This window comes from Azospirillum sp. B21 (genome assembly GCF_008364825.1).
GTDB lineage: Bacteria > Pseudomonadota > Alphaproteobacteria > Azospirillales > Azospirillaceae > Azospirillum.
Map to the genome: position 1 here is coordinate 22569 of NZ_VTTO01000008.1, position 25237 is coordinate 47805.

Consider the following 25237-nt stretch of genomic DNA (forward strand, 5'->3'; position numbering starts at 1 on the left):
CAGCCGGGTGCGGCAGAGGGTGCAGTGGAGGCGGGCCGTCGCCGGAGGTCCCGAAAACACGAGCACAGGATGCCGGCACACGGGACACCCCGGCACGAGCGCGATGTCATGCACTGGGCAATGGAAGGCCAGGGCACAGGTCCAGTCGACCCGCAGATGGTGAGGACGGCCAGCCGCTTCGTCGCCGGCCAGGCACGCGGGACAATGGAGGAACGGCGATCCAACGGTACAGGCGGTGCGGAAGGTTCTGCCCCACAAGGGACGCAGGCGCGGCACTGTCAACCCGACCAGGGTTTGCGCAGGCAGGCCGAGTGATCGTGACAGGACCGCCAGCGAGTCAGGATTGGGATGGTGGGACAGGGCATCGGAGAGACTCCGCCCTCCCGCTTGCTTGGCGATATGATCGAGCAATTCCAGAGACGTCATGCTGTAGACGCCGGCCACCCGTCCGAACCATGCGGTGAGGTATTCCTCGGGCAGCGGGCGCGGCACCACCGGCAGGGGAGACACCGCCATGGTCTAGGCCATGGCTTTGGGACGGCGGTTCCGCACCATGGACACGAGAGGCAAGAGCAGCTTGTCGTCGGACAGGCTGTCTTCGTCAATCCGCTCCTGGCCGGTGCGGATCGCGGCGATGGCGACCGTCTCCAGCAGCCGGAAGATGCGGCTCGTCACACCCGACGTGGCATCGATGAGAAGACGGCGGAACCGTGGAGTGCCCATCTCCGATGGCCGGCGGAGCGGCAGCACCGCCGAGACGCGCAGCAGCAGATCGCGCAGATCCTCATTGCTTCCCCAATGCGGCAATCCCAGCACCTCGAACCGCTCGGCCAGGGCCGGGTCCAGACGAATGGCGATGTCCGCGCCGGGGGTGCCGAGCGCCACGAGCGGGATCTTCAGACTGTTGTGCAGCGTGCGGAGCGCGGTGAGGCAAAGGGTCTGCTGCTTGGGGCCGACGTCGCCGATCTTGTTGACCTCGTCGATGAACAGCAGGCGGCAGCCGACGCTCTCCACCAGGCGGGCGACGGTGCGGTTGTCCGACTTGCCCGCCGGCGCCCCGAGCGCTCCGAGCAACTCCTCCCGGATCGCCTGCGGGGTCGGCTCGTCCGGCATCTCGATGTGCAGAGCCGGTCGGATCGTCGCTCCGGTTCCTTCATTGAATGAGACTGGATAATCGCGAATGAACTTCTCGGCCATCAGGCTCTTGCCCATGCCGGGATCGCCGCTGACCAGCAGGCACGGCATGCGGGAGCGTTTGGGAAAGTCGATGAGGAAGCGGAACCGCTCCTCCACCAACTGGGCGACCCGGTAGGGCACCCAGCGATCCGACAGGATGTAGCGCATGCGTTCCTCGTCGGAGCGGCCGGCGATTTCTTGCTGGGCCGGACCCAGGTGGCTCAAATCCGTAGGGGTCACCATTCTTCAACCTCGTCGGCGAGATCGGCAGGACTTGGTCGGGGTGGAGCAGACCGTGGTGCAAAGCCGTCCTGCCCGCCCCCCTGGAGGGGAAGGGCGACTTCTGCGCTTGGCTCGGGTGGCGGCAGGAGAAGCATCGGCGGGGTGGGGGGCGGGAGGGCGGCCGGTGAGGGCACGTCGATCAGGTCGAGGGATCGGAAGGCTTCGAGCGTGGATTGCAGCCCCCGGCGCGCCTGCTTGGTCCGCCGGTCCCCCTCGGCGACCAACGCCCGACACTCCAGGATGGTCTCGTAGACCAACTTCTGGTCGACCTCGCGGTAGCCCTGGGCCCGGAGCGCCTGTCGGGCCTGCTGGTGTTCCCAGAACGATATCCGTCCGGGAACCGGATCCCGCAGGCCTATTGGCCAGTAGTGGTCCGCCGCGTCGTCGAACACCCAGACCTGGCTCATGTCCCGCTTGTCATAGCGGACGATCGGCTTCTCGCGGCGGACCTGCCAATGCTTCAGGATGGGATCGTGGTAGACGAGGTTGAACAGCTGGATGGTCTGCCCATCGACGGTCGGGGTGCGGAACGGCAGGAAGTCCAGCAGCAACGGATCGTCGCTTGCTGGGGGGTCCCGCCGCCGATGGGCCGGGAGGGCGGCGATGGCCTCGTTCCATACGGCCACAGGAGGGCGCAGGAGCTGGCGATGATCGCTGGCGTGGTAGATTCCGACGATCTGCAGCGCCAACCACCGCTCGAACTCCGACTGGGTGATGCGCGCCCGGCCTTCAGCGTCATACTCGCCGCGCTGCCGGGGGTCGGAGAAGGTGGTGCCGGGCAGCAGATGCACCTCGCCCATCAGGCGGCCAATCAGTCGCTCAATGTGGCCGCCGACGTGCGGAACCTTGACGGGGCGGGGCACCGTTTCGATCCCATGCCGCCGGCATCCCCAGAGAAAGCCGCGAGCCTTGAACTCCCGCGCGTTGTCGAGATGCAGGGCGCGCGGCACCCCGGAAACCGGCCAGGGTGTCGTGATGCCGCGGGCCGCGAGCCAAGCCGCCTTTGCCCGAATGCCCTGTTCGAGGGCGTAGGCGACGCTGCATTCGCACGGGGGGCGCAGCGAGGCGTGGAAGCCGAAGACCATCCGGGTTCGGAGGTCGATGGCCAAGGTCAGCCACGGCCGGCCGATAGGTTGACGATGGATGTCGTCGAGGACGATGACATCGGCCAGCGTGTGATCGATCTGGATCACGTCGAGGGGATGCTCGACCTCGTACCGGCAGGTGTGCGGCCCGAACTCGTCACGGGCCGCTTTGGACCCCTCACGCCGTTTGAGAACAAGATCGGCCGGCAAGCTCTTCACACGCCGCTGAACCGTCGTTGCCATGACCTCTTTCAGACCGGCCCGTCGCAGACGACCGTTGATCTCCCGTACCAGCTTGGAGACCGGCGGCTTCTCGCGCGTCAGATAGGTGTCGTCGATAGCCGCTGAGATGATGTCCGTTGTCGGGGTGTTCAGCCGGGACCGGCCCTTGGTCCAGCCTCGGCGCAATTCCAGGACGGATTCTGGCTTTGGATTGTCCATGTACCGACCCAGCAGCTTGTACAGGGTCACCGCACTGATGCCGAGTGCCGCAGCTTCCCGTTCGACATCCTGGCGGGTTCGCTGTGTCAGTCCCGCCAACCGGGTCACAGCATCAAGCCGCGCACGCTGCTGAGCCGCTTCCGTATCTGACTGGTCCAGAAACCGCAGTCGCCCTCCGGAGCGGTCGGTCGACATTGGCGTGCGCTCCGGTTAACCTTATTGAGGTCAGGCTCGTGCTTCAGTTTGCGTTATTGGTATCCGGTTAACAATATTGCTGCCGGGCTAAGCATTTGGATATCAACATTTCGCGAGTTAAGCTTATTGAGAAGACCCACACCGACGGCCACAGAGGCCGCCATTCCCTTCGCGTTTGAGCCTGCCCTGTCAGTCGGTGACGTTGACCGCCTCCGCGCCGCCTTCGCCACGCGCGCCATGGCGGCGTCCACCCGGCGCGCCCTGCTCGGCGACGGGCGTCTGTTCGTGAGCTGGTGCGGGCAGACCAAGCGTCCAGCGATGCCGGCCAGCCGGGAGACGGTGGAGGCTTTCCTGGCCGCGGCGGCGGCCGATGGCCGATCGGCCGCCACCCTGCGGCGCTACCGCAGCTCGCTCGCCTGGTGGCACGCCGCTGGCGGCTTCGCCAATCCGTGCGCCGGGTCGGCCGTGGCCGTGCCGGTGCCCAAGCCTGACCTTGCGGATGCCGCCATGGCGGCGCTGCGCACATTTATGGAAGTTGCCCAGCGCGGCTATGCCAAGGCAACCCTGCGCGCCACCGAGGCCGACGTTCGGTTGTTCGCCGGCTGGTGCGGGCCGCAAGGGCTGTCCTGGTTGCCCGCCGAGCCGGCGACGGTGCGGCGCTACATCCAGGAGATCGGCGGCTCCCGCAAGCCGACGACCGTGGCGCGCTACCTCGCGTCGATCAGCCTGATCCACCGCGCCGCCGGGCACACCGACCCCTGCCGGCACTGGAGCGTGACGCTGGAGCGGCGCGGGCATGCGCGCGCGGTGGGCTCCGAGCGGCGGCAGGCGGCGGCACTGACCGATGCCGTGCTGGCGCCGATCCTCAACCGCCTCGATCCGGCCCAGCCTGACCGGCGCAAGCCACTCCGTCCGATCGACCTGCGCGACCGGGCGCTGCTGCTGGTCGGCCGCGACACCCTGGCCCGCGCCGACGAGCTGGTGGCGCTGCGCTGGGCCGACCTGCACCCGGTCGATCTTGCCCTGAACCCGGATGCACGCCCGGGAGAGGCGACCATTCGGATCCGCCGCTCCAAAACCGACCAGGAGGGGCAGGGCGCCGAGGCTTGGCTGTCGGCTGAGGCGGTGGCGGCGCTCACCGCCTGGCGCGCGGTGGCACCACGGTGGCCGGCCGAACAGGACGGGGAGGGGCCACGCATCCGGGAAGGCGCATTCCTGTTCTGCCACCTGTCGCGCAGTGGCACTGGCGAGCGGATGAGCCCGGCGGCGGTGCGCTGCGTGGTGGAACGGCGCACCGGCGAAGCCAACCCGCTCGCCGTCGGTTTCAGCGGCCACAGCTTGCGCGTCGGCGCCGCCCAGGACCTGCTGGCCGCCGGCGTCGATCTGCCCGGGCTGATGCAGGCGGGGCGGTGGACGTCGCCGGTGATGCCGGCGCGCTACACCGAGCGCCTGCGGGCGACGCGGGGGGCGGTGGCTCGGGTGCGGCGGGGAAAGGACGAGCGAAACTAGCGGTCGGCTGAAATATGCAGGCAGAGTGAATGCCCCTGTGGCACCGACCAACGTTGCAATTCAAATCTTTCCTGGCTGCCGGCCCGTTGATTCCATTGAACTTGGCAGACGTCCGAACGGCTTCGGGTCATGCGATCAAGAGTGTTTGACGCTGAAAATCTTCAGTGAAAATTTTCAGGAGAAAGCGACACCGGGTGAGGGCCGACAGCGCATCCTCGACAAGCCGCCGATGGTCGAGGGCGTCGGTGCCGTCGTCGATGTCGCGCTCGGAGCGCAGGTCGGCGGCTGCGGTCATCAGACCATAGAGGGTGAGGCCGGTGTGCAGGGCATCGAGGTCGGCGCCGCGCTCGACGGCGGCCGGGCTGGCGTGCGGGCGCAGGCGCAAGCCCTCGACCAGGGCGGCGAGGCGCTGCGGTTCGACATGGGCGCCGTCGAAGCCGGCATGGGCGCAGGCCGCCTCCAGGCGTATGGCGTGCTGCCAGGCTGGAAGCAGCGGATGATGATCGAGGGCGGCATCGAGGCGGCCGAGCGCCAGGGCGGTGCGCTCCAGTGCGGCGGCGAGGTCGGCGGAGATGGGCATGGGCGATCGAACTCCTCACAGCGGCGCCGACTTGGCAAAGCATAATGAAGTTATCCTGCAGATAGATTCACAATGGTGAATTCTATATGGGTGCTGGTTTGGCTCCTGGGCTGGCGCCCCGACGGGCGTGTGGGCAGGGCCTTGCCGATGAGGTGATCCGAAGAGCCGGAGCGTGGTGAGAGGGCGGAAGGTACGGCTGTGGCTTCTGCGTCCATATTCATCCGGGTGGATGAGGCATACCCATAGTCTGTACAAAGGGGCTCGGCGGGCGGCTCGCAGCCCGGAACCTCCAGGACACCCCGATGGCCCTCGTCGCCTATGCCCGCGTCTCCACCGAAGACCAGTCCACCGACTCCCAGCTGCTCGCCCTGCGCCAGGCCGGCTGCACCGTCATCTTCGAAGAGCATGCGTCGGGTGGCGACCGCGACCGGCCGGTTCTTGCCAAGGCGCTCGCCAGCCTGAAGAAGGGCGACACGCTGGTGGTGGCGCGCATCGACCGGCTGGCACGCTCGCTGTTCCACCTTCTGGAGGTGATCGATGGGCTGGGGCAGCGAGGCATCGCCTTCAAATCGCTGGGCGATCCGATCGACACCACCAGCCCGCAAGGGCGCTTCGCCCTTCAGGTGCTGGGTGCCGCCGCCGAGCTGGAACGGGCGCTGATCCGCGAACGCTCGATCGCCGGGCTGAAGGCGGCAGTCGCCAGGGGAAAGGAACCCGGCAATCCCGGTCTGCGCCGGCGCGACCCGGCGGCGCTGGAGAAAGCACGCCAAGGTCGCGAGGTGGCGCGGGACGAGATCGTGATCGCCCATGCCCGGGAGTTCCTGCCGACGGTGGAGGCACTGCGGCCGATGACCGCCTGGGATCAGGTGGTGCGGGCGCTGAAAGGGCAGGGCAGGCGCAGGCCCTGGGATGGCAAGCCGTGGACGCCCAACAGCCTGATCCGGGCGGTGCGCCGGCTGGCGGCGGCGGGACTGGTCCGTCAGGAGGTGCTCGACCCAGCGCCAAAGCGCATCGACAGCGACGATCTCGTGCTGATGGTGGCAGGGCTGGCGCGCTCGGAGCCCGGCATCACGCTCGACCGCATCGCCCGCCGGCTGCAAAGCATGGGACAGCGCACGCCGCGCGGCGGACTGCGCTGGAGCCGGTCGTCGGTGAAGAACCTGCTCGACCGCGCCAGGGAGCAGGGACTGGTCCGGGAACCGGAGACCGCGTAACGGTTGGTCGGCCGCCGACGCCGTGGGCTTTCGGGAAGACCGTCATCATGCTCGGTCTCGACCCTGACGGCCTCAGAAGACGCCGGCGCGGTTCAGCCCCTATTCGACATAAAGTACGGTGTCGTGGTGGATCGGGCTGTGATGGCGCAGCCGGTAGCGGCTGTTCGGGCGCATCGTCTCGATCAGGCGGGGGATCGCCGCAAAATCCCCGATGTCGTGATAGACCGCGATCGCCAGCTTCGGCCGATGGTGCCGTATGGTCCGTTCCGCCCCGCGCAAGGCGGGCATCTCGGCCCCCTCGATGTCCAGCTTGATGAAAGTCACAGGGCCCAGCCCGAGATCGTCCAGCGCCTGGACCGGAACGCTCACGTCGCCCCCTTCGTCCAGCCGGCCGCCCGGTCCGCGGCCGCTGGAGAAGAGCAATGTGTCCGCATGGCTCCACAGACCGATGGGATGAATGGTCACGCGGGGAAGGGCGGCGACGCACTCCCGCAGGCGGGGGAGGTTCGAGGGGTCCGCTTCGAACGCGTGGATGTGACGATGGGTGCCCCCCGTGGCGCCCCCTGCGCATGCGGCGAAGGCCGCCACGGTGTCGCCGTCGAACGCCCCGCCGTCCACCAGCACCTCATCCCTGCCGACGGCCAGGGCATCGGTGAAGAAATACATGTCCCGATAGGGAAGCCGGACCGGTTCCAGCCAACGGGCGTCCCAGGTCAGGCGGTAGAGCATCACCGACAGGAAGCAGCGGCGGCTGGCATCGTCGTCGAAGCCGTTCCAGTCCGCCTCCCACTCCGCCAGGGCGGCAATCTGTCCGGCGGTCCCCATCATGCCGGGCGGGCACAGCCCGGCGGACCGCATCGCCTCGAACAGCGACAGCAACGGCCGGCCGCTGGGCTGCCACAGCGCGTGGAAATGGGCGACCGCCTCGTCGGAGCTGCAGCACATGACGCCGACGGCCCGGGGTTCACGCCGAAGCAGGTCACGAAGCCCGTCATCGCCGAGGATCGTCCCGTCCCCCAAAGGCAGGCCGGCGCGGGCGTTGTCCACGACCCCGACGACCTTCCAATGCCCGACGGCATGCCGCACGAGGGGCTGCGCCATCACCGACCCGGCACCGAGAAGGATCAGCGGCACCTCGCCCGGATCCAAATCCCGGCGGTCTTCGGCCTGAAGCATGCGCCAATCGCCGGGCGCCCGCGCCGCCTGGTCCAACCGCCAGCCAAGCGCATGGCGCAGCGCCGGCACCTCATCACCACCATTTCCCATGCCTCTCCCCATGCCCTTGCCCTCTGCCGCGCCGGATTTCGCGGAGCATAGCAGCACGCCCTCCCCCTCAGTGGGCGGAAGTTGCGGACGGATCGGGCAGGTGCGACGCCCTGCCGCCCCCGTCTGCCACCCCTCCTGTTCTTCTGCCATATCCCTCCTGTCCGAACGCGTGGGCTTCCCCTTGCCGATGCGGATCTACGCTTGTCCACCTACCGGCGATTGGCGGACTTCGTCATTCGTGACAGCAGTGAGAGGTCGACATGAATATGGTCCGACGCAGCTCCGCTGAATTTCTCGGAACATTCTGGCTGGTCTTCGGCGGCTGCGGCAGTGCCGTGCTCGCCGCCGCCTTTCCGCAGGTCGGGATCGGGCTGCTCGGCGTGTCCTTCGCCTTCGGCCTCACCGTCCTGACCATGGCCTATTCCATCGGCCACATCTCCGGCTGCCACCTGAACCCGGCGGTGACGGTCGGGCTGTGGGCCGGCGGGCGGTTTCCGGCCAAGGACATCCTGCCCTATGTGCTGGCCCAGCTGGTCGGGGCCTTCGCGGCGGCCCTGGTCCTCTATGTCATCGCCACAGGAAAGGCCGACTACAGCCTGGCCGTCAACGGGCTCGCCGCCAACGGGTACGAGGCGCATTCGCCCGGCCAGTACAACGTCATCTCGGCCCTGATGATCGAACTGGTGCTGACCTTCTTCTTCGTGCTGGTGATCCTGGGTTCCACCGACCGGCGGGCACCGGCCGGCTTCGCGCCGCTGGCCATCGGCATGGCGCTCACCCTCATCCACCTGATCAGCATCCCGGTCACCAACACGTCGGTGAACCCGGCACGCAGCACCGGCCCGGCACTGGTGGTCGGCGGATGGGCTCTGCAGCAGCTGTGGCTGTTCTGGATCGCCCCGCTGGCCGGCGGGCTGGTGGGCGGACTGGCCTACCGCGCGCTTGCCGAGGATATGCCGGCGAAGCCCGCCATCACCGGCGAGGCGAAAAGCTCCACCTGAACCGGGACGACGGGGCCGGATCGTCAGGACCGGCCCCGGATGCCACCTACCCCGATACCCGCCGATGTCGCAGCACCGCCACGCCGTCCACTGCTATTCAGGCAGGACAAACGGTGCAGAAGGCGTCTCCATGCGGCAGTTCGACCCCGATTCCAACCCGATGACCGAAGCCGACTATGGCATCGTGCTGGGCCTGTTCATCGGCATCTATTTCGGTCTCCTGGTGGTATCGGCGCTGCCATAGGGCGCCTCTCACGCCCGCCGTTCATGGCCCCGTTCCCGGCAGCATCAGGCAGCGGTTGACCAGGTTCATCAGTTCGCTCTGGCGGGTGGTTCCGGTCTTGGTGAAGATGCTGCGCAGCTGGCTGCGCACCGTGCTGATCGCGACGCCGCGGCGGTCGCCGCTTTCCGCCGGGGTCAGGTCGGTCAGCAGGTCGGCGACCAGCCGGGCCTCCACCGGCGTCAGGCCGAACAGGGCGCCCAGCCGTGCCTCCAGCCCCGGCGCCACGGCGGCCGGGTCGACGATGTAGACCGCAGTCCGGATCCGCTCCCCATCCCCTCCACCACCTCCGCCGTACGGCCCCGCCGCCTCGTATGACAACGGAAGGACGGTCAGCAGATAGGGCGCCCGGCCGGAGGGGCGCGACACCCGGAGGTCGGCCCCCTGCAGGCCGGGCAGTGAATGCGCCGCTCCGGCCCGGCCGGGCGCTCTTCCGCCGCCCGACAGCGACGCCTCCAGCATATGCGCCAGCCGGCGCGCCTCGGCCCCCTGTTCGGCCTGCAGGCGGCCCTGCACGATCCGCAGCCCGTCACGCGCGTCGATCATCGCCTGCATGGCCCGGTTCACGGCGACCGTCCGCCCGGCGGCGTCGAGCAGGACGACCCCCATCGGCAGGCGGTCGATCATGCGGGCGCTCCAGGCGGTCTCCTCCCGGCCATCCCGGCGGGCCCACAGCCGAACGCGCAGCCGCATCGCGCGCTGAAGATGGGGCGCGCAATCCTGCAGGAGCCGGAGCGTCTCCTCGGGGAAGGGCGGCCTGTCGGCGGGACGGAACAGGCTCAGCACCGGCTGCATCGGCGTCAGTTCCCCGCCGTCGGCCAGCGAGACGGAGCACAGCCGCCCCATCCCCTCCCGCTTCAGCATGTCGTTGAAGATCATCGAGCGGTGGAGGTCCGCCTCGGGCACCAGTTCCTCGCCGCGGCGAACCACGCAGCGGTCCAGCAGGCCCTGCGCCGCCGCCGCGTTGGCCCAGAGGTCGCGATGGCGGAAATGGGTCGCATAATCGCCAAGCAGCGCATCGGAGATGTTGTGGCGCGCCCAAAGCGCCATGGTCCGGGCATCCTGGTTGAGCGCCGCCGTGAACAGGAAGCCGTGCGTGGCGCCGGCCGACGCGCAGATCCGCTCCAGGACTCCTCCCCAGCGCTCCGGGAAAGTCACCGTGTCGTAGATGTCCTCGATCAGTCGGTCAGCCGATTGCCCCATGGGAGAACTCCTCCGCCTCGGGACAATCTCCCGTTTGCAACCTCCGGCCCTCAAGACCGATCAGTTGCGTATATCCATCGGACGAAGGTTCGCCCGTCATGTGAAGGATGCGCGTCGGCGGGATTTTCCTCAAAAGTCGATGACACGGGAGCCCCCGCCAAAAACGGGAGCCTCCGAGCCGGAGCCACCGCCATGACCTCCTGCATGACCGTCGCAATGACCGATGACCATACGCCGTCATCCCCCACCGCAAGGCCGGCCACCCGCTCGGACGGCCGGGTGCGCTGGGCGTTGGTCGCCGACCGCAACCCCCTGCTGCGCGAGGGACTGCGGCTTTACCTGGAGACACTGGGATGGCGGGTCGTGGCGGCCGGTACGGTGGACGAGGGACTGGGCTTGCTGGCGCCCACGACCATCCCATCCCCGGAGATCGTTCCCGACCTGATCGTGCTGGGGGAGGCGGGGCGCCGGAGGGCGGCTACATCCTGGCCGTCCGCTCTCGACCGGCTGGCGGCGATCCGGGGCACGGCACGCCCGGTCCTGCTGTCCATCGCGGCGTCGAACCACGACCTGATGCTTCGGGCGCGCGACCGCGGCTTCGATATCATCCACATCGACCTGGCGCCTTTGAACCTGGACGTTCTGCTGCTGGACTGCGTGCGCCGGATCGAAGGAGGACGGAGCTGACGTGGCGGCAATGGACTTCATATGTTTTCATGAAATCATATCATATTGTTTTGTGCTGTTCTGATGATCGCCCAGGCCGTGGACGGGAGCCACGGACAGGAGATACCGGTTCCTTGACGACTTCCGGGTTGACAAGCCCCCCGACCCAGCGGCTTTTCGACCCGGCCGGATCGCCGGACCGATTGTTTTTGCGAGGAGATGCGCATGCCCGACGACTTCGCCCCGGCCCAGAGCGCCGCTGTCGGCGACGGCCGCCGCAGGGCCGCCTTCTTCGACCGCGACGGCGTGCTGAACGAGGACATCGGCTTCGCGCACCGCCCCGACCAGATCACCTGGATGCCGGGGGCCAGGGAGGCGGTGAGACGGCTGAACGATGCCGGCTTCCTGGTGTTCGTCGTCACCAACCAGGGCGGGGTCGCCCGCGGCCTCTACAGCGAGGAGCATGTACGCACGCTGCATCGCTGGATGCAGGAGGAACTGCGCGCCGTCGGCGCCCATGTCGACGCCTTCTACCACTGCCCGCACCATCCCGATCACGGCGAGCCGCCCTACCGCACCGACTGTCGCTGCCGCAAGCCGGAACCGGGGATGCTGCTGCAGGCGATGGCGGAGTGGCCGGTGGAGCCGCAGGGCAGCTTCCTGATCGGCGACCGCGAGACCGACGTCCAGGCGGCGCAGCGGGCAGGGATCGAAGGCACGCTCTACCGCGGCGGCGACCTCGACGCTCTGGTGGCCGGCATCCTTGCACGCTCCGGGGCACCCTCCGGGACCGATGCGGAGGTCGAAGCCGTCCGCTAAGGAAGCCACGTTTCAAGCCAGGGGGCCAGCCACAGCCAGAGCAGGACGGCGGCGGCCAGCCACAGGGCGACCATCACCGCGGCCGCGGCGACGCTGACCGGCCGGGCGGCTTGGCGCGCCGCGGCGGCGGCCCGGTGTTCGGCCAGAAGCTGCGGCGGGACCAGGCGGACGACCAGCAGGATGCCGAGCGGCACGATCAGCAGATCGTCCAGATAGCCCAGCACCGGGATGAAGTCCGGGATCAGGTCGATCGGACTCAGCGCATAGGCGGCAACCGCCATCGCCAGCAGACGGACATGCCGGGGCGTCCGCGGGTCGCGCGCCGCCAGATAGACGGCAAGCACGTCACGCTTGATCCCGCGTGCCCATGTCTTCGCACGCATCTTGGCACGTGCCACTGCCGATGCCTGCGCGTTCGAAATCATGCCGCTGATGTCCGGTTGTTGCCCCTCCCATCCGCCGAACGGCAGGCAGGGTGAAAGGCTTTAACCCAACCCCGGCGGCCCGTCGACTCCTGCAGCGACGGAGCCGATACCACCCGAACGAGAGGGGAGCGTGATCTCGGCCGCCTTGGGTAGGCGCGGCGATCCTTTGGAATAAACCTCCCGCGTCCTTCCGGTCATGCGCAATCAGTCGTAGGTTTTGCTGCCCCTACAAGCAGGTTTTCCAAGAAGCGCCTTTGACCAAAAACCCGGAGGCTCCCTATGCGGTTCCCGGTACTCGACGGATGGCGCGGTCTGTGCGCGTTATGCGTGGCCCTATATCATTTGCACACACTCGATCATTTCCACCTGTTCGACTTCGTGCGCGGCAGTTACCTTTTTGTCGATTTCTTCTTTGTTTTGAGCGGCTTTGTCATCACCCACGCCTATTCCGCCCGCATCGGCGGGGCCGCATCGGCCGGATCCTTCCTGGTCCGCCGTTTCGGCCGGGTCTGGCCGCTGCATGCGGCGGTGCTGCTGGCATTCGTGGCGCTGGAATGTGTGAAGGCCCTCTCCGGATCGGCGGGGGGAAATGCCGCCTTCACCGGCGCCTTCGCCCCGTCGGCCCTGGTCAGCAACCTGGCGCTGGTCCATGCGCTGGGGGTGGAGGACCAGTGGACCTGGAACATCCCGAGCTGGTCGATCAGCGCGGAGTTCTTCGTCTACATCACCTTCGCCATCCTGTTCCTGACCGTGCGGCGGACCAGGATGCTGATCGCGGCGATGGTGGCGCTTGCCGCCGTCGGCGCCGGCGTGGTGACGGGGTTCTCCGCCAACCACATCGACACCAGCATCGACTACGGCTATTTCCGCTGCCTGTACGGCTTCTTCACCGGCTGTCTCGTCTATCGGCTGTATCAGGCGATCGGCGACAGGCGGATGTCCCGCCCTGCCGGCGGGCTGGCCGAGGCGGGAGCGCTGCTGGCGGTGGTCGCCTTCGTCTCGGCTGCGGGAGGCAACGCCCTATCGCTGGCGGCGCCGCTGCTGTTCGGGCTGGTGGTTCTGGTGTTCGCCTTCGAAGCCGGGCCGGTCTCCCGCCTGCTGGCGACCTCCCCCTTCCAGCGGCTGGGCGCCTGGTCCTACTCGATCTACATGGTGCATGCCCTGGTGATCGCCGTGCTGCAGAAGGGCACGATGGTGGCGCAAGGAGCTCTCGGCCGGCCGCTGTTCGTCGAACGCCAGATCGGCGGCGAGACCGACCGGCTGATCTCCTTCGGCGATGCCTGGATGATGGATCTGGTCGGCGTCGGCTATCTGCTGGCGGTCATCGGCCTGTCGGCCCTGACCTACCGCTTCATCGAGGTGCCGGGTCAGGCCATGGTCAACGGCCTGCTGGTCCGCTCGCGCAAGGCCGCACCGGCCAGCCCGGTGGCCGAGGCGGCGTGAGCGCCGCGACCATCAAGGCGGCGTGAGCACCGCGACGGGCAAGGCGGCGTGAGCGCCGCCTCTTCCCGGACCTTCCGGCATCAATGGCGGGCGAAGACCTGCGGCCCGCCGGCACCGCCGAACAGCACGACCTGATAGGGCTGGCCGGTGCCCATGTCCATGCCGGGGGCGTCCTGCGGCATGCCGGGCGCCGACAGCCCGCGGGCCTGGGGCCGTTCGGTCAGCAGGCGCGTCACGTCGGCGGCCGGCACATGGCCTTCCAACACATAGCCGCCGACCCGCGCGGTGTGGCAGGAGCCCAGCTCGTCCGGCACCCCGGCGGCCTGCTTCACCGGCGTCATGTCGTCGACGGTGTGGACCGTGACGTCGAAGCCGGCCGCGCGCATGTGCCGCACCCAGCCGTCGCAGCATTCGCAGCCCGCGGACTTCCAGACCTCGACCGCCGCACCGGCGGCGGGGGCGGCGGCGCGGACCATGTCCGGCAGCGCCACGGCTCCGAGGCCGAGCGTCAGGACGGCCATCAGCGCTCCCTGGGCCGCCCCCCACACCATCGTCCGCCGCGTCATCTTCATCGGAACTCTCCAAATCAAATCAGTGTCTTGCCTCATCCGTTCAGGACCGGATGGACAGAAGCCTCAGGGCATTGGCGGTGACCAGCACGGTGGCGCCGGTGTCCGCCAGGATCGCCGGCCACAGCCCGGTGACGCCAAGAACGGTGGTCACCAGGAACACCGCCTTCAAGCCCAGGGCCAGTGCGATGTTTTGCCGTATGTTGGCCATGGTGCGGCGTGACAACGCCACCATCGCCGCCACGTCGCCGACCCGGCCGTGCAGGATGGCGGCGTCGGCCGTCTCCAGCGCCACGTCGGTGCCGCCGCCCATCGCGATGCCGACATCGGCGGCGGCGAGCGCCGGGGCGTCGTTGATGCCGTCGCCGACCTTCGCCACCCGCTGCCCGCCGGCCTGAAGGTCGCGGACGATGCGCAGCTTGTCCTCCGGCAGCAGCTGGGCATGCGCCTCCACCCCCAGCATGCCGGCGACCGCCGCGGCGGTCTCGGCGGTGTCGCCGGTCACCATCAGAGAACGGATGCCGGCGCGGTCCAGCGCCTCGATGCCCTGGCGGGCGTCGGCACGCGGTTCGTCGCGCAACGCGATCAGCCCGGCGGCCCGTCCGCCGCCCTGGCCCTCCACCAGCAGGACCGAGACCGTCTTGCCCGCCTGCGCCAGGGCGGCGACCCGCTCCGCCTGTTCCGCGGTCAGCGACGGGGCGGCGGCCTTCGGCGACAGCAGCGCCACCGCAAGCCCCCCGACCCGGCCCTGCAGCCCGGCGCCGGGAAGCGCGGTGACCTCGTCCGCCGCCGGCGGGGCGATGTCGCGCTCCGCCGCCGCGGCCAGGATGGCGCGGGCCAGCGGATGGCTCGACCCGGCCTCCAGCGCCGCGGCGTCGGCCAGCAGTTCCGCCTCGCTCCCGCTGAAGGGGATCAGGTCGGTGACGCGGGGCCTGCCCTCCGTCAGGGTGCCGGTCTTGTCGAAGGCGACGGTGGTGATGCGGCCGAGCGCCTCCAGCACCGCGCCGCCCTTCAGCAGCAGGCCGCGCCGGGCGCCGTTGGATAGGCCGGCCGCGATGGCCGCCGGGGTGGAGATCACCAGCGCGCAGGGGCAGCCGATCAGCAGGACCGCCAGGGCACGGTAGATCCACTCGGTCCAGCCGCCCCCCAAAACCAGCGGCGGCACCACGGCGACCAGGGCCGCCACCGCGACGATGCCCGGCGTGTAGAGGCGGGCGAAGCGGTCGATCAGCCGCTCCGTCGGGGCCTTGCTCTCCTGCGCCTCCTCCACCAGCCGGACGATGCGGGCGATGGTGTTGTCGCGCGCCGCGGCGGTGACGCGGACGCGCAGCGCACCGTCGGCGTTGATGGTGCCGGCGAAGACGGGATCGCCGGCACCCTTGGGCTTCGGCACGCTCTCCCCGGTGACGGGGGATTCGTCGACGGCGCTGCTGCCGGACAGCACGATCCCGTCGGCCGCCACCCGGTCGCCGGGGCGGACCAGGATGACGGAGCCGACCGCCAGCCCGGCGGCGGGAACGGTCTGCGGGGCGGCGCCGTCCTGCTCGATCAGGGCCGTGTCGGGGACCAGCGCCGTCAGGCCGCGGATGCCGGCCCGCGCCCGTCCGGCCGCCACCCCTTCCAGCAATTCGCCGACCAGGAAGAGGACCAGGACCGTCGCCGCCTCCTCCACCGCGCCGATGACGAGCGCGCCGACGGCCGCGACCGTCATCAGCGTCTCGATCGAGAAGGGCGTGCCGGCCCGCGCCGCCGCCAGGGCGCGCCGCGCCACCGGCACCAGCCCGACCATCAGCGCCAGCGGGAAGGCCCAGCCCTCCGTCTCCGGCACCAGCAGGCCGAGAAGCGTCGCGGCGCCAAGCGCGGCGCCGGCCGACAGCGTCAGCACCGCCTTGCGCCCGCGCCACCAGGGCGCCTTGGCCGGATCGGCGTGGGAATGGGAGTGGGAATGGGCAGCGTGGGAGTGGCCGGCATCGGAGTGGGCAGGCCCGCAGCAGCCCCCGCCGCAGGCGGGCGCCGCGGCCTCCGCCACCGGATCGGCGGGGGCGGCGCCATAGCCGAGGGCAGCCAGCGGCCGGACGACGGCGTCCGCGCCCAGCGCCGCCTCGTGCGAGATGGTCACCGTTCCGCCCGGCACCGACACCCGCACCTCCCGGATGCCCGGCACCCGGCGCAAGGCGGTCTCGATCTTGGCGGCGCAGGATCCGCAATCCATGCCGGACACCCGGTAGCGGCTGGTGCGCAAGGCGATGTCCCCGGCCCGGACCCCGTCCTCCATTCCATGCATGGTCAAGCTCCTCGTCGTGACGCGCTGTGGGCAGCGTCCCGGGAGCCTAAATTCTCCAGCGACTGGAGGATCAAGCGGAAAAAGGCAGCCGGATGGCCAGACGGTCAGGCGGTGGCGGCAGGCCCCGCGTCGCCGGCATCGGCATCCGCTTCGTCGTACTCGGGCGAATGCTCCGGAAGCCCGGTGAACGGTTGGTCCCTGGTGATGACGGGGTGCATTTCCGACCCGACGACATGCGCCCAGCGGGGCGAGCCGTGCTTCACCTCCAGGAAGGAGCCATGGTCCAGGACCGGCTTGTAGACCCGGAAGGTCTTCATGATCGACAGGATGCCCGCGGAATCGAGCGGGCTCAGGAAGGATTCGTCCATGTCGAGGAAGGACGGATGCGAGATCCAGCGTTCCAGCTGGGCCGCGTTGAGGAAGAAGCTCCCGGCCGCCGGGTAGGAGGTGCGTTCGAAGCGGACAGGCTCCCCGATGAAATCCAGGCTCAGTTCCGGCTGGTCGGACAGGTCCTGATGCTCGGTCGTCCAGGGCCGGCCGAGCACGTAATCCGGATAGACCTTGTAGCCGAAGGGCGAGGTGTTCTCGAAGCGGTTGGGCTGCAGCAGCGCTTCCGGCCCGAATTTCGCATCGAACAACGCCCGCTTGCGGAAGAACAGCGGGTCGGTCATGACGATGTCGTCTTCGACATAGCAGTACCAGTCATACTGCCCCGCCAATTCCCGCATCACCATATGGGCGCCGAACCCAAGGCGGGTCGGCGGGTAGTCGTCGTTTATCTTTGCCCGCCGGTAGAGGACCGGGCTGATCTTCAACGAATCCAGCAGATGGTCGTCACCGATGGTGCAGACCAGAACGTCGATCTCGGCGCGGTGCGGCGATGCGGCCTGCCATGCGACCTTGCGCCAATGATCGAGCCCGGCCAGCCGGCTTCCATAGAGTTGATGGAAGGCGGAGATGGTTTCGCCAAGGACCGCGATGCGTTCGGCTTTCCGGTTGATGTCGCTGGAGTTGTTTCCCCCGGGGGCATGATCGGCCTTCGGGCGGTAGAAATGCGGGATCACGCACAGGATCTTCACGATGACGCCCCTGCCGAACGGGTCCAAGACTAAGGGGCAGGGTGATAGCCGTTGTGCACCGTGCGAACAAGCCGAAATGGAAAGGCTGAAAACTTGGGGTTGCTTGGTCTTTCCGCCCCCATGGCCTCCCTGGCGCCCTCCATCCCGAAAGGCGGAGGCGTTGCCGGCACCCCCCAGAGCGCTTAGAATCTCCAGCGACTGGAGGATTGAGGAGAAATGACTGCCATGCCCACCTCTACCCTGGCCATCGGCGCGCTCGCCAAGCGGACCGGCGTGAAGATTCCGACCATCCGCTATTACGAGAGCATCGGCCTGCTGCCGGAGGCGCCGCGCACCGGCAGCAACCGGCGCACCTACGACGAGGCGTCGGTCCGCCGCCTGCGCTTCATCCGCCATGCCCGCGAACTGGGCTTCGAGGTGGAGGCGATCCGCCAGCTCCTGACCCTGGCCGACGATCCGGGCGGGCCCTGCCGCGAGGCCGACGTGCTGGCCCGCGCCCATCTGGCCGAGATCGAGTCCAGGATCACCCGGCTGGAGGCCCTGCGCGACGAGGTGCGGCGCATGGTGGAGGGCTGCGCCCAGGACCAGGTGCGCAGCTGCCATGTGATCGAGGTGCTGGCCGACCACGCCCACTGCCTGCATGAGCGGCACTGAGGGCCGGCACTGAGGGCTGGCATCGGGGCCGGCATCGGGTTGCCGCCGGGGCAAAGCGCCGCAGCATCCGGCGGCCCCTATGACCTGGAGCCGGTTGCCCGGCCGATGGGGGTGTTTATAGTCGGACCCGTGCAGTGTCGAAACCTTCCGTGCCTCCGGCCAGGAGGGCGCCGGGTCCCGCACAGGGACGGCGCGGGCGGAATCGATCGCCATGGCGACGGCAAGGGCCGGGGAAACAGGGCTGGGACAGGGGTGCGGGAACGGTGGTGCAGGCGGATTGGACGCGGGCGTCATGCTGCGGCTTTTGAGGACCAACCGTCCGCTCCAGCGGATCGTGGCGCTCGGCGGGGTGGTGCTGGCGGCACTGTGCGGCGGCACCGTGGCGATCCTGGACCGGCTGCACGACGAGACGGTGGCGGAGGCCACGCTGGGCCTGCGCACGCTCAACGCCTCGCTGGCCGAGCAGACGGCGCGCACCATCGAAGGCATCACGCTGACCGTCGACGGGATCGCCGAGCAGATCCCGGCCGAGTACCGGCGCAGCCCCGAAGCTTTCAAACGACTGCAGGGAGACCGGCAGGTCTACGAGATCCTGCAGGCCAAGGCGTCCAGCCTGCCGCAGCTGGAGGCGCTGAGCCTGGTCGCCGCCGATGGCAGCCTGATCAACTTCACCCGCCAGTTCCCGGCCCCGGCGCTCGACCTGTCGCAGCGCGACTATTTCCGTGCGCTCAAGGACAAGGATCCCGGTCGGGTCTACGTCAGCCGGCCGGCGAAGAGCCTGGCCACCGGGGAATGGACGCTCTACATCGCCCGCCGCGTCAACAGCCCCGACGGCGGGCTGTCGGGGCTGGCGGTCGGCGCCATCCGGCTGTCCTATTTCGAGCAGTTCTACCGCAGCCTCCATGTCACGCCGGGCAGCGGGTTCAGCCTGTGGTGGCGCGACGGCATGCTGCTGGCGCGCTTCCCGGCAGTGCCGGACAAGGTCGGAACCATCGCCACCAGCCCCGGCGTCACCGAGCGGATCGCCCGGCATGAGGCCGGCACCTACGAGACGCCGCTTTCGGTCGACGGCAAGGACCGCATCCTGTCCTTCCAGGTGCTGCGCAACTATCCTCTGGTGGTCGGGGTCAGCCGGACGCGGGCGGAGATCCTGGCCCGCTGGCAGAGCTCGGCGATGGTGATCGCCGCCGCCGGTCTGGTCAGCGCGGTGGCGCTCGCCCTGATGCTGTGGGCGATGGCGCGCCAGTTCCTCGCCTACGAGGCCGCCAACCGCGCGCTCGGCGAACGCCGGCAGGCGGTGGAGGCCCGCGACGAGGCGGAGGAGCATGTCCGTCAGCTGCAGAAGATGGAGGCGCTGGGCCAGCTGACCGGCGGCGTCGCCCACGACTTCAACAACCTGCTGCAGGCGGTGCGCTCCGGCCTGCATCTGCTGGAGGTCGGCGGCGAGATCCGGGGGACGGAGACCCGCCGGGCGCTGCAGGTGGCAACCCAGGCGGTCGACCGCGGCGCCACCCTGACCCAGCATCTGCTGGCCTTCGCCCGCCGCCAGCGGCTGGCCCCGGCGCCGGTCGACCTCGGCGCCCAGGTGGCGGGAATGGCGGCGCTGCTGGAACGCACGCTGGGCGGCGCCATCCGCATCCGCATCGACCGGGACGACGCCATGCCGCCCGCCGTGCCGCCGGCCCTGGTCGATCCCCACCAGTTCGACATCGCCCTGCTGAACCTCGCCATCAACGCCCGCGACGCCATGCCGGAGGGCGGCACCCTGACCATCGCCGTCACCAGCCTGTCGGTGGAGCGCAGGGTGGCGGACGACATGGCAGACGACAAGGCGGCGGACCTGGGGATTTCCCCCGCCCTGGCGCCCGGCGGCTATGTCGCCGTGACCGTGCGCGACAGCGGGGCCGGCATGCCGGCGGACGTGCTGGCGCGGGCCTGCGAGCCCTTCTTCACCACCAAGCCGGTGGGGCAGGGCAGCGGGCTGGGGCTGAGCATGGTGCATGGCCTGACCGCCCAGTCCGGCGGCGGCATGCGCCTGGAAAGCCATCTCGGGCTTGGCACCGCCGTCACCCTGTACCTGCCCCATGCTCCGGTTCATTCTCCGGCCCATCCTCCGGCCGGAACGCCTGCCGATGGCGCTTCCACCGCCGCCGAACCGCCGCCCCTGCCGGCCGGCCCCGCCCGCGTCCTGCTGGTGGAGGACGACGCCCTGGTCCGCATGGCGAACGCCGCGGTGCTGACCGAAGCCGGAATGACGGTGACGGAGGCCGCCACCGGCGAGGAGGCCCTGGCCCTGCTGGAGGCGGATGACGGGATCGGCATCCTGGTCACCGACTTCGCCATGCCCGGCATGACCGGTGCCGATCTGACCCGCCTCGCCCGCCATCACCGCCCCGACCTGCCGGTCCTGATCGTCACCGGCTATGCGGAGAAGGCGGTGCTGCAGGATCTGGGCGCCGAACCCGGCATCCGCATCCTGTCCAAGCCCATCCCGCCCTCGGCGCTGATCGGGCACATCACGGCGGTGCTGTAGGGGAGCTGTAGGGGACGGGAGGCTCCGATCAGCGCCCCTCCACCGCGAAGCAGCCATGGCCGCCGGCCTTCAGGGCGGCGCAGGCGGCGGCGGCGTTCGCGGCGGGGAAGCCGGTCAGCCGGGCCTTGTAGAGGCCGCCGGAGCGGACGATCTCGGGGCTGGCGCCGGCGGCGAGCGCCCCCAGGCGCCTGGCGGTGTCGCCGGCGCTGCGCGCCGCGGCGGCACGGCTGGCGAAGGCGCCGACCTGGATGGACCAGGGTCCGCCGGCGGACCCGGTGGAAGGCTTGGCGGAGGGCACGGCGACGCTCACCGCCGTGCTGCGTTCGGCGGCCGTCGAACTCTTCCTGGTGATCACCAGATCCGGGGTGGCGGGCGCCGGCTTGGCCGGGCTGGTCGGGCGCTTGAAGCCGATGTCCAGCAGGTCGGCGACGCGGTCGTCGCGGGTGGCGGCGCTGTGGCCGCCCATCACCACGGCGATCAGGCGGCGCCCGTCCCGCACGGCCGACGCGGCGAGGTTGAAGCCGGACGCGGCGATGTAGCCGGTCTTGATGCCGTCCATGCCGGGATAGCGCGCCATCAGGCGGTTGTGGCCATGGACCGTCGTGCCCTGCCAGTCGAAGCTGCGGCGCTGGAAATAGGCGTAGTGGCCGGCGTGGCGGCGGATCAGCGCGCGGGACAGGATCGCCATGTCGCGCGCCGTCGTCCGCTGCAGCCGATCGGGCAGGCCGGACGCGTTGCGGAACACCGTGCGGCGCATGCCGAGCGCGCGGGCATGGGCGGTCATCTTGCCGGCGAAGGCCGGTTCGCTGCCGCCCAGCGCCTCCGCCAGCACCACCGCGACGTCGTTGGCGGAGCGGGTGACCAGGGCCAGGATCGCCTGCTCCACCGTGATGGTGCTGCCGGGCGCCAGCCACAGCCGCGAGGGCGGCATCGAGGCGGCATGCTGCGACACCACCAGCCGCTGGTTCAGCCGCAGCGTGCCGCGGTCCAGCGCCTCGAAGGTCAGCATCAGCGTCATCATCTTGGTCAGCGACGCCGGGTAGGTCGGGGTGTCGGCGTTGCGCGCCTGCAGGACCTTGCCGCTGCCCGCCTCCATCAGGATCTCCGCCGCCACCGGCGCCCAATCCGCCTTGCGGCTGCCCTTGGCCCAGGCCGGCTGCGAGACCAGCAGGGCCGAAACCAGCAGGATCGCGGCCGACAGGACCGCAAAGGCGGTCGGGGAGAGCAGCGGCGTCGAAGCACGGGCGAGCAGGGGCATCGTCTCAGGTCCGGCGGTTGGCGCAGCCCCGCTGCGGCACGGGCGCTGTCGGCTTTGTGGTTTCCCCCCATGGGGTGGAAAGGGCGGGCAGAGCAGGGCGGAGTGGAGCGGGGCTGTCCCCCGGCGGGCGTCACCGGCCGGACAGCATGGAGCCGACCATGGCACGGAAGGCGTCGACCGCCACCGGCTTGACCAGCACCCGCGTGTTGCGGCCCAGCCCGTCGGCGCCGTCGCCGGGCCGGTCGTCCAATGCCTGGAAGGCATAGCCGGTCAGGAACAGCACCCTCAGGCCGGGATCGCGCGCCTGCGCCATCTCCGCCAGCTGGCGGCCGTTCAGGCCGGGCAGCCCGACATCGGTCACCAGAAGGTCGACCGCTTCGGCTTCGCTCAGCCGGGCGAGCGCCTCGGTGCCGTCGGCGGCCTCCAGCGTGGTGTAGCCGTCGCCCTCCAGCACCTCCACCAGCAGCATGCGGACCAGTTCCTCGTCCTCCACCACCAGCACGGTGCCCCGGCCGGCCCCGGCCCGCTCCGGCGGCGGGGCGGGGAGTTCGGCCGGTCCGGTTCCGTCGTCGGGGGTGGCAGCGGCAGCGGCAGCGGCATGATCGCGCGGCAGGCACAGATGCACCGCCGTGCCCCGGCCGACCGCGCTGTCGATGCGGACGAAGCCGTCGGACTGGCGGGCGAAGCCGTAGAGCTGGCTCAGCCCCAGGCCGGTGCCCTGGCCGATCGGCTTGGTGGTGAAGAAGGGCTCGAAGACGCGGGCCAGCACGTCCGGCGGCATGCCGGTCCCGCTGTCGCGCACGGTCATCGCCACATAATCGCCGGGCGCCACCCCGGGATCGTTGACGAGGTCGGCCGCGGTGAAGCTGGCGTTGGTGGTCTCCACCGTCACGGTTCCGCCGCCGGGCATGGCGTCGCGCGCGTTGATGACCAGGTTCAGCAGGGCGCTTTCGATCTGGTTCACGTCGGCACGGACCGGCCACAGCGGCTCCTCCAGCCGGCGTTCCAGCCGGATCGTCTCGCCGACCGACCGACGCAGCAGGTCCCACAGCCCCACCACCAGCGTGTTCAGGTCGGCGCGCTCCGGCTTCAGCGGCTGGCGCCGGGCGAAGGCCAGCAGGCGCCGGGTCAGGGTGGAGGCGCGGTCCACCGCGGCGCGCGCGGTGGCGGCGAAGGGCGCGATATCGGTGCGGCCGGCCTCCAGCCGCTGTTCGATCAGTTCCAGGCTGCTGCTGATCGCCTGCAGCAGGTTGTTGAAGTCGTGGGCGACGCCGCCGGTCAGCTGGCCGACCGCCTCCATCTTCTGCGCCTGGGCCAGGGCCTCGCGCGCCTCGTCCAGCGCCTCCTGGGCCTTGCGGCGTTCGGTGATGTCGCGGGTGATCTTGGCGAAGCCGCGCAAAACCCCGGCCTCGTCGCGGATGGCGTCGATGACGACGCTGGCCCAGAAGCGCGTGCCGTCCTTGCGCACGCGCCAGCCCTCCGCCTCGAAGCGGCCCTCGTTCAAGGCGGTGGCGAGCGCCCGCTGCGGCATTCCGGCGGCGCGGTCCTCGTCCGTGTAGAAGCTGGAGAAATGCCGGCCGATGATCTCGTCGGCGCCGTAGCCCTTCATCCGCGCCGCGCCCGCATTCCAGCTGCTGATGCGGCCGGTGGTGTCGAGCATGAAGATCGCGTAGTCGACCACGCCCTGAACCAGCAGGCGGAACTGTTCCTCGCTGCGCCGCAGGGCCTCCTCGGCGATCCTGCGTTCGGTGATGTCGCGGGTGACCTTGGCGAAGCCCAGCAGCGTCCCGGTCTCGTCGCGGATGGCGCGGATCACAACGCTGGCCCAGAAGCGGGTGCCGTCCTTGCGCACGCGCCAGCCTTCCGCCTCGAAGCGGCCCTCGGCCGAGGCGGTGGCGAGCGCCCGCTGCGGCATTCCGGCGGCGCGGTCCTCATCCGTGTAGAAGCTGGAGAAATGCCGGCCGATGATCTCGTCGGCGGTGTAGCCCTTGAAGCGCGCGGCCCCGGAATTCCAGCTGCTGACGATCCCGTTCGGATCGAGCAGATAGATCGCGTAATCGCCGACGCTCTCGACCAGCAGCTGGAACCGCCGCTCACCGGAGATGGGCTCCCAGGCGGACGTGGCGTGTTCAACCTTCATAACAACGACTTTCCGGAACACGGGTGGAGAGGAAACAAGGCCACCGATGATCCGCGGTCGATGCCGACAGGGTCAATAACCCAATGCGAATAGTCAGGTATTATTCCGCCGCATCACGCGAAATATTCCTAAAAGAGCCCTCGGGAACTCTGAGAGGGGATCTTCAATCGTCGGGACCGGGACCGGTCGAAAAAGGGTCCGGCGACGGGAAAAGGAGCGAGGGAAAAGAGGCGGGATAAAAAGGGGCGGGGCGGCGGACCGCCCCGCATGGTCCCCTTGGCAAGGACCGGTCCCGCGCTCAGCGCGGGGCCAGCACCATGACCATCATGCGGCCTTCGACCCGGGGCATCTGCTCGACCTTGGCGATGTCCTGGAGCTGGTCGCGCACGCGGACGAGCACGTTCAGACCGAGATCCTGGTGCGCCATCTCGCGACCGCGGAAGCGCATGGTCATCTTGACCTTGTCGCCTTCCTCGATGAAGCGGATGGCGGAGCGCATCTTCACGTCGTAGTCGTGATCGTCGATGTTCGGCCGAAGTTTGATTTCCTTCAGCTCGATGATCTTCTGCTTCTTCCGCGCCTCGTTGGCCTTCTTCTGCTCCTCGAAGCGGAACTTGCCGTAATCGAGGATCTTGCAGACAGGCGGATCCGCCTGGGGCGCCACTTCGACGAGGTCGAGGTCGGCATCTGCGGCGGCTTCCAGCGCTTGGCGGAGCGGCACCACGCCGACCATCTCGCCGTCGGCGCCGACGAGTCGGACCATCCGGGCGGTGATTTCACGGTTGAGGCGCGGGCCTTCGCGGACGGGGTCCGCGTCGTAGAGCTTGGCTATGGTGATCTCCTATGGCTGTGGAGGGGTAGAAAAGGACGAGCCCGGGCCGAGAGTCTCAGCCCAGGATGTCGAGCACAATCTGCCGCAGTTCGCCCCGGGTCAAGCCGGACGGCTCCGGATTGGAGCGAAAATCCGACTTTTTGCCGTCAGCTGCGGCGAATTGGCCGGCAGCAGCGTGGGAGGAACGGCGGGTGGCGGCCAGATGGGCCGGCGCAAGCGCGGACTGGGCGGCGAAATGACCGGTGGAATGAGAAGCGGTCGACAGGATCGGGGTCGTCATGAAAATCCTCCAGGCCGGATGGG

The 25237-nt window shown here is 69.4% G+C and carries 21 protein-coding genes; 8 read left to right on the forward strand and 13 right to left on the reverse strand.

Going from position 1 to position 25237, the window contains the following annotated elements:
• Window positions 1–519 precede the first annotated feature (519 nt).
• Window positions 520–1419 carry a TniB family NTP-binding protein gene (locus tag FZ983_RS19455; protein WP_149225181.1) on the reverse strand — a complete coding sequence of 300 codons (900 nt, stop codon included), beginning with the start codon at window positions 1417–1419 and terminating at the stop codon, window positions 520–522.
• Complete coding sequence (locus tag FZ983_RS19460; RefSeq protein ID WP_149225182.1) at window positions 1413–3179, reverse strand: Mu transposase C-terminal domain-containing protein; 1767 nt, start codon at window positions 3177–3179, stop codon at window positions 1413–1415. The genes FZ983_RS19455 and FZ983_RS19460 overlap by 7 nt, the downstream gene beginning before the upstream one ends.
• A 237-nt stretch (window positions 3180–3416) precedes the next feature.
• Between FZ983_RS19460 and FZ983_RS19465 the strand changes: the two genes are divergently transcribed.
• Complete coding sequence (locus FZ983_RS19465; RefSeq protein WP_149225183.1) at window positions 3417–4688, forward strand: tyrosine-type recombinase/integrase; 1272 nt, start codon at window positions 3417–3419, stop codon at window positions 4686–4688.
• Between the two features lie 127 nt (window positions 4689–4815).
• Here FZ983_RS19465 and FZ983_RS19470 read toward each other — a convergent pair whose 3' ends face one another.
• Window positions 4816–5268: a hypothetical protein gene (locus FZ983_RS19470; RefSeq protein WP_149225184.1), complete on the reverse strand. Its 453-nt coding sequence runs from the start codon at window positions 5266–5268 to the stop codon at window positions 4816–4818.
• A 302-nt stretch (window positions 5269–5570) separates the two neighbouring features.
• On the opposite strand from FZ983_RS19470, the gene FZ983_RS19475 reads away from it, so the two are divergent.
• A complete protein-coding gene (locus FZ983_RS19475) occupies window positions 5571–6482 on the forward strand; it encodes a recombinase family protein (RefSeq protein WP_149225185.1) in 912 nt (303 codons plus the stop codon).
• A gap of 99 nt (window positions 6483–6581) precedes the next feature.
• Here the strand turns inward: FZ983_RS19475 and FZ983_RS19480 are convergent, their stop codons facing one another.
• Entirely contained in the window at window positions 6582–7748 is a 1167-nt protein-coding gene (locus FZ983_RS19480; RefSeq protein ID WP_188092414.1) for an FkbM family methyltransferase, read from the reverse strand.
• Window positions 7749–8008: 260 nt separating this feature from the next.
• On the opposite strand from FZ983_RS19480, the gene aqpZ reads away from it, so the two are divergent.
• Entirely contained in the window at window positions 8009–8749 is a 741-nt protein-coding gene (gene aqpZ / locus FZ983_RS19485) for an aquaporin Z (RefSeq protein ID WP_149225187.1), read from the forward strand.
• A gap of 265 nt (window positions 8750–9014) precedes the next feature.
• Here the strand turns inward: aqpZ and FZ983_RS19490 are convergent, their stop codons facing one another.
• The gene (locus tag FZ983_RS19490) at window positions 9015–10232 is read right to left on the reverse strand and encodes a helix-turn-helix transcriptional regulator (RefSeq protein WP_149225188.1); all 1218 of its coding nucleotides are present in this window, start codon (window positions 10230–10232) and stop codon (window positions 9015–9017) included.
• A 192-nt stretch (window positions 10233–10424) separates the two neighbouring features.
• Here FZ983_RS19490 and FZ983_RS19495 point away from each other — a divergent pair, with 192 nt between their 5' ends.
• Window positions 10425–10919, forward strand: a complete 495-nt coding sequence (locus FZ983_RS19495) for a hypothetical protein (protein WP_149225189.1) — start codon at window positions 10425–10427, stop codon at window positions 10917–10919.
• A 204-nt stretch (window positions 10920–11123) separates the two neighbouring features.
• Window positions 11124–11717, forward strand: coding sequence for an HAD family hydrolase (locus FZ983_RS19500; protein WP_149225190.1), 594 nt, complete (start codon window positions 11124–11126; stop codon window positions 11715–11717).
• Here FZ983_RS19500 and FZ983_RS19505 read toward each other — a convergent pair.
• Complete coding sequence (locus FZ983_RS19505; RefSeq protein WP_247883844.1) at window positions 11714–12142, reverse strand: YkvA family protein; 429 nt, start codon at window positions 12140–12142, stop codon at window positions 11714–11716. The genes FZ983_RS19500 and FZ983_RS19505 overlap by 4 nt on opposite strands.
• 279 nt (window positions 12143–12421) lie before the next feature.
• Here FZ983_RS19505 and FZ983_RS19510 point away from each other — a divergent pair, with 279 nt between their 5' ends.
• Window positions 12422–13585 carry an acyltransferase gene (locus tag FZ983_RS19510; RefSeq protein ID WP_149225191.1) on the forward strand — a complete coding sequence of 388 codons (1164 nt, stop codon included), beginning with the start codon at window positions 12422–12424 and terminating at the stop codon, window positions 13583–13585.
• A gap of 80 nt (window positions 13586–13665) precedes the next feature.
• Here the strand turns inward: FZ983_RS19510 and FZ983_RS19515 are convergent, their stop codons facing one another.
• The 3 genes from FZ983_RS19515 to FZ983_RS19525 form a co-directional block, all read right to left on the reverse strand.
• A complete protein-coding gene (locus tag FZ983_RS19515) occupies window positions 13666–14157 on the reverse strand; it encodes a DUF411 domain-containing protein (protein ID WP_149225192.1) in 492 nt (163 codons plus the stop codon).
• A 40-nt stretch (window positions 14158–14197) separates the two neighbouring features.
• Window positions 14198–16438: a heavy metal translocating P-type ATPase gene (locus FZ983_RS19520; protein WP_211102957.1), complete on the reverse strand. Its 2241-nt coding sequence runs from the start codon at window positions 16436–16438 to the stop codon at window positions 14198–14200.
• Between the two features lie 104 nt (window positions 16439–16542).
• Window positions 16543–17517 carry a hypothetical protein gene (locus tag FZ983_RS19525; protein WP_149225193.1) on the reverse strand — a complete coding sequence of 325 codons (975 nt, stop codon included), beginning with the start codon at window positions 17515–17517 and terminating at the stop codon, window positions 16543–16545.
• Between the two features lie 225 nt (window positions 17518–17742).
• Between FZ983_RS19525 and FZ983_RS19530 the strand changes: the two genes are divergently transcribed.
• Together FZ983_RS19530 and FZ983_RS19535 are read left to right on the forward strand one after the other, a co-directional pair.
• A complete protein-coding gene (locus tag FZ983_RS19530; RefSeq protein WP_247883846.1) occupies window positions 17743–18171 on the forward strand; it encodes a helix-turn-helix domain-containing protein in 429 nt (142 codons plus the stop codon).
• Between the two features lie 292 nt (window positions 18172–18463).
• A complete protein-coding gene (locus tag FZ983_RS19535; RefSeq protein ID WP_149225195.1) occupies window positions 18464–20704 on the forward strand; it encodes a cache domain-containing protein in 2241 nt (746 codons plus the stop codon).
• A gap of 28 nt (window positions 20705–20732) precedes the next feature.
• Here the strand turns inward: FZ983_RS19535 and FZ983_RS19540 are convergent, their stop codons facing one another.
• From FZ983_RS19540 to FZ983_RS19555, 4 genes are all read right to left on the reverse strand, one after another.
• Window positions 20733–21962, reverse strand: a complete 1230-nt coding sequence (locus tag FZ983_RS19540; protein ID WP_149225196.1) for a D-alanyl-D-alanine carboxypeptidase family protein — start codon at window positions 21960–21962, stop codon at window positions 20733–20735.
• A 130-nt stretch (window positions 21963–22092) separates the two neighbouring features.
• Window positions 22093–24102, reverse strand: coding sequence for a PAS domain-containing sensor histidine kinase (locus FZ983_RS19545; RefSeq protein WP_149225197.1), 2010 nt, complete (start codon window positions 24100–24102; stop codon window positions 22093–22095).
• Between the two features lie 298 nt (window positions 24103–24400).
• Window positions 24401–24934, reverse strand: coding sequence for a translation initiation factor IF-3 (infC, locus tag FZ983_RS19550; protein WP_081506050.1), 534 nt, complete (start codon window positions 24932–24934; stop codon window positions 24401–24403).
• A 55-nt stretch (window positions 24935–24989) separates the two neighbouring features.
• Window positions 24990–25214: a hypothetical protein gene (locus FZ983_RS19555; protein ID WP_149225198.1), complete on the reverse strand. Its 225-nt coding sequence runs from the start codon at window positions 25212–25214 to the stop codon at window positions 24990–24992.
• Between the last annotated feature and the right edge of the window lie 23 nt (window positions 25215–25237).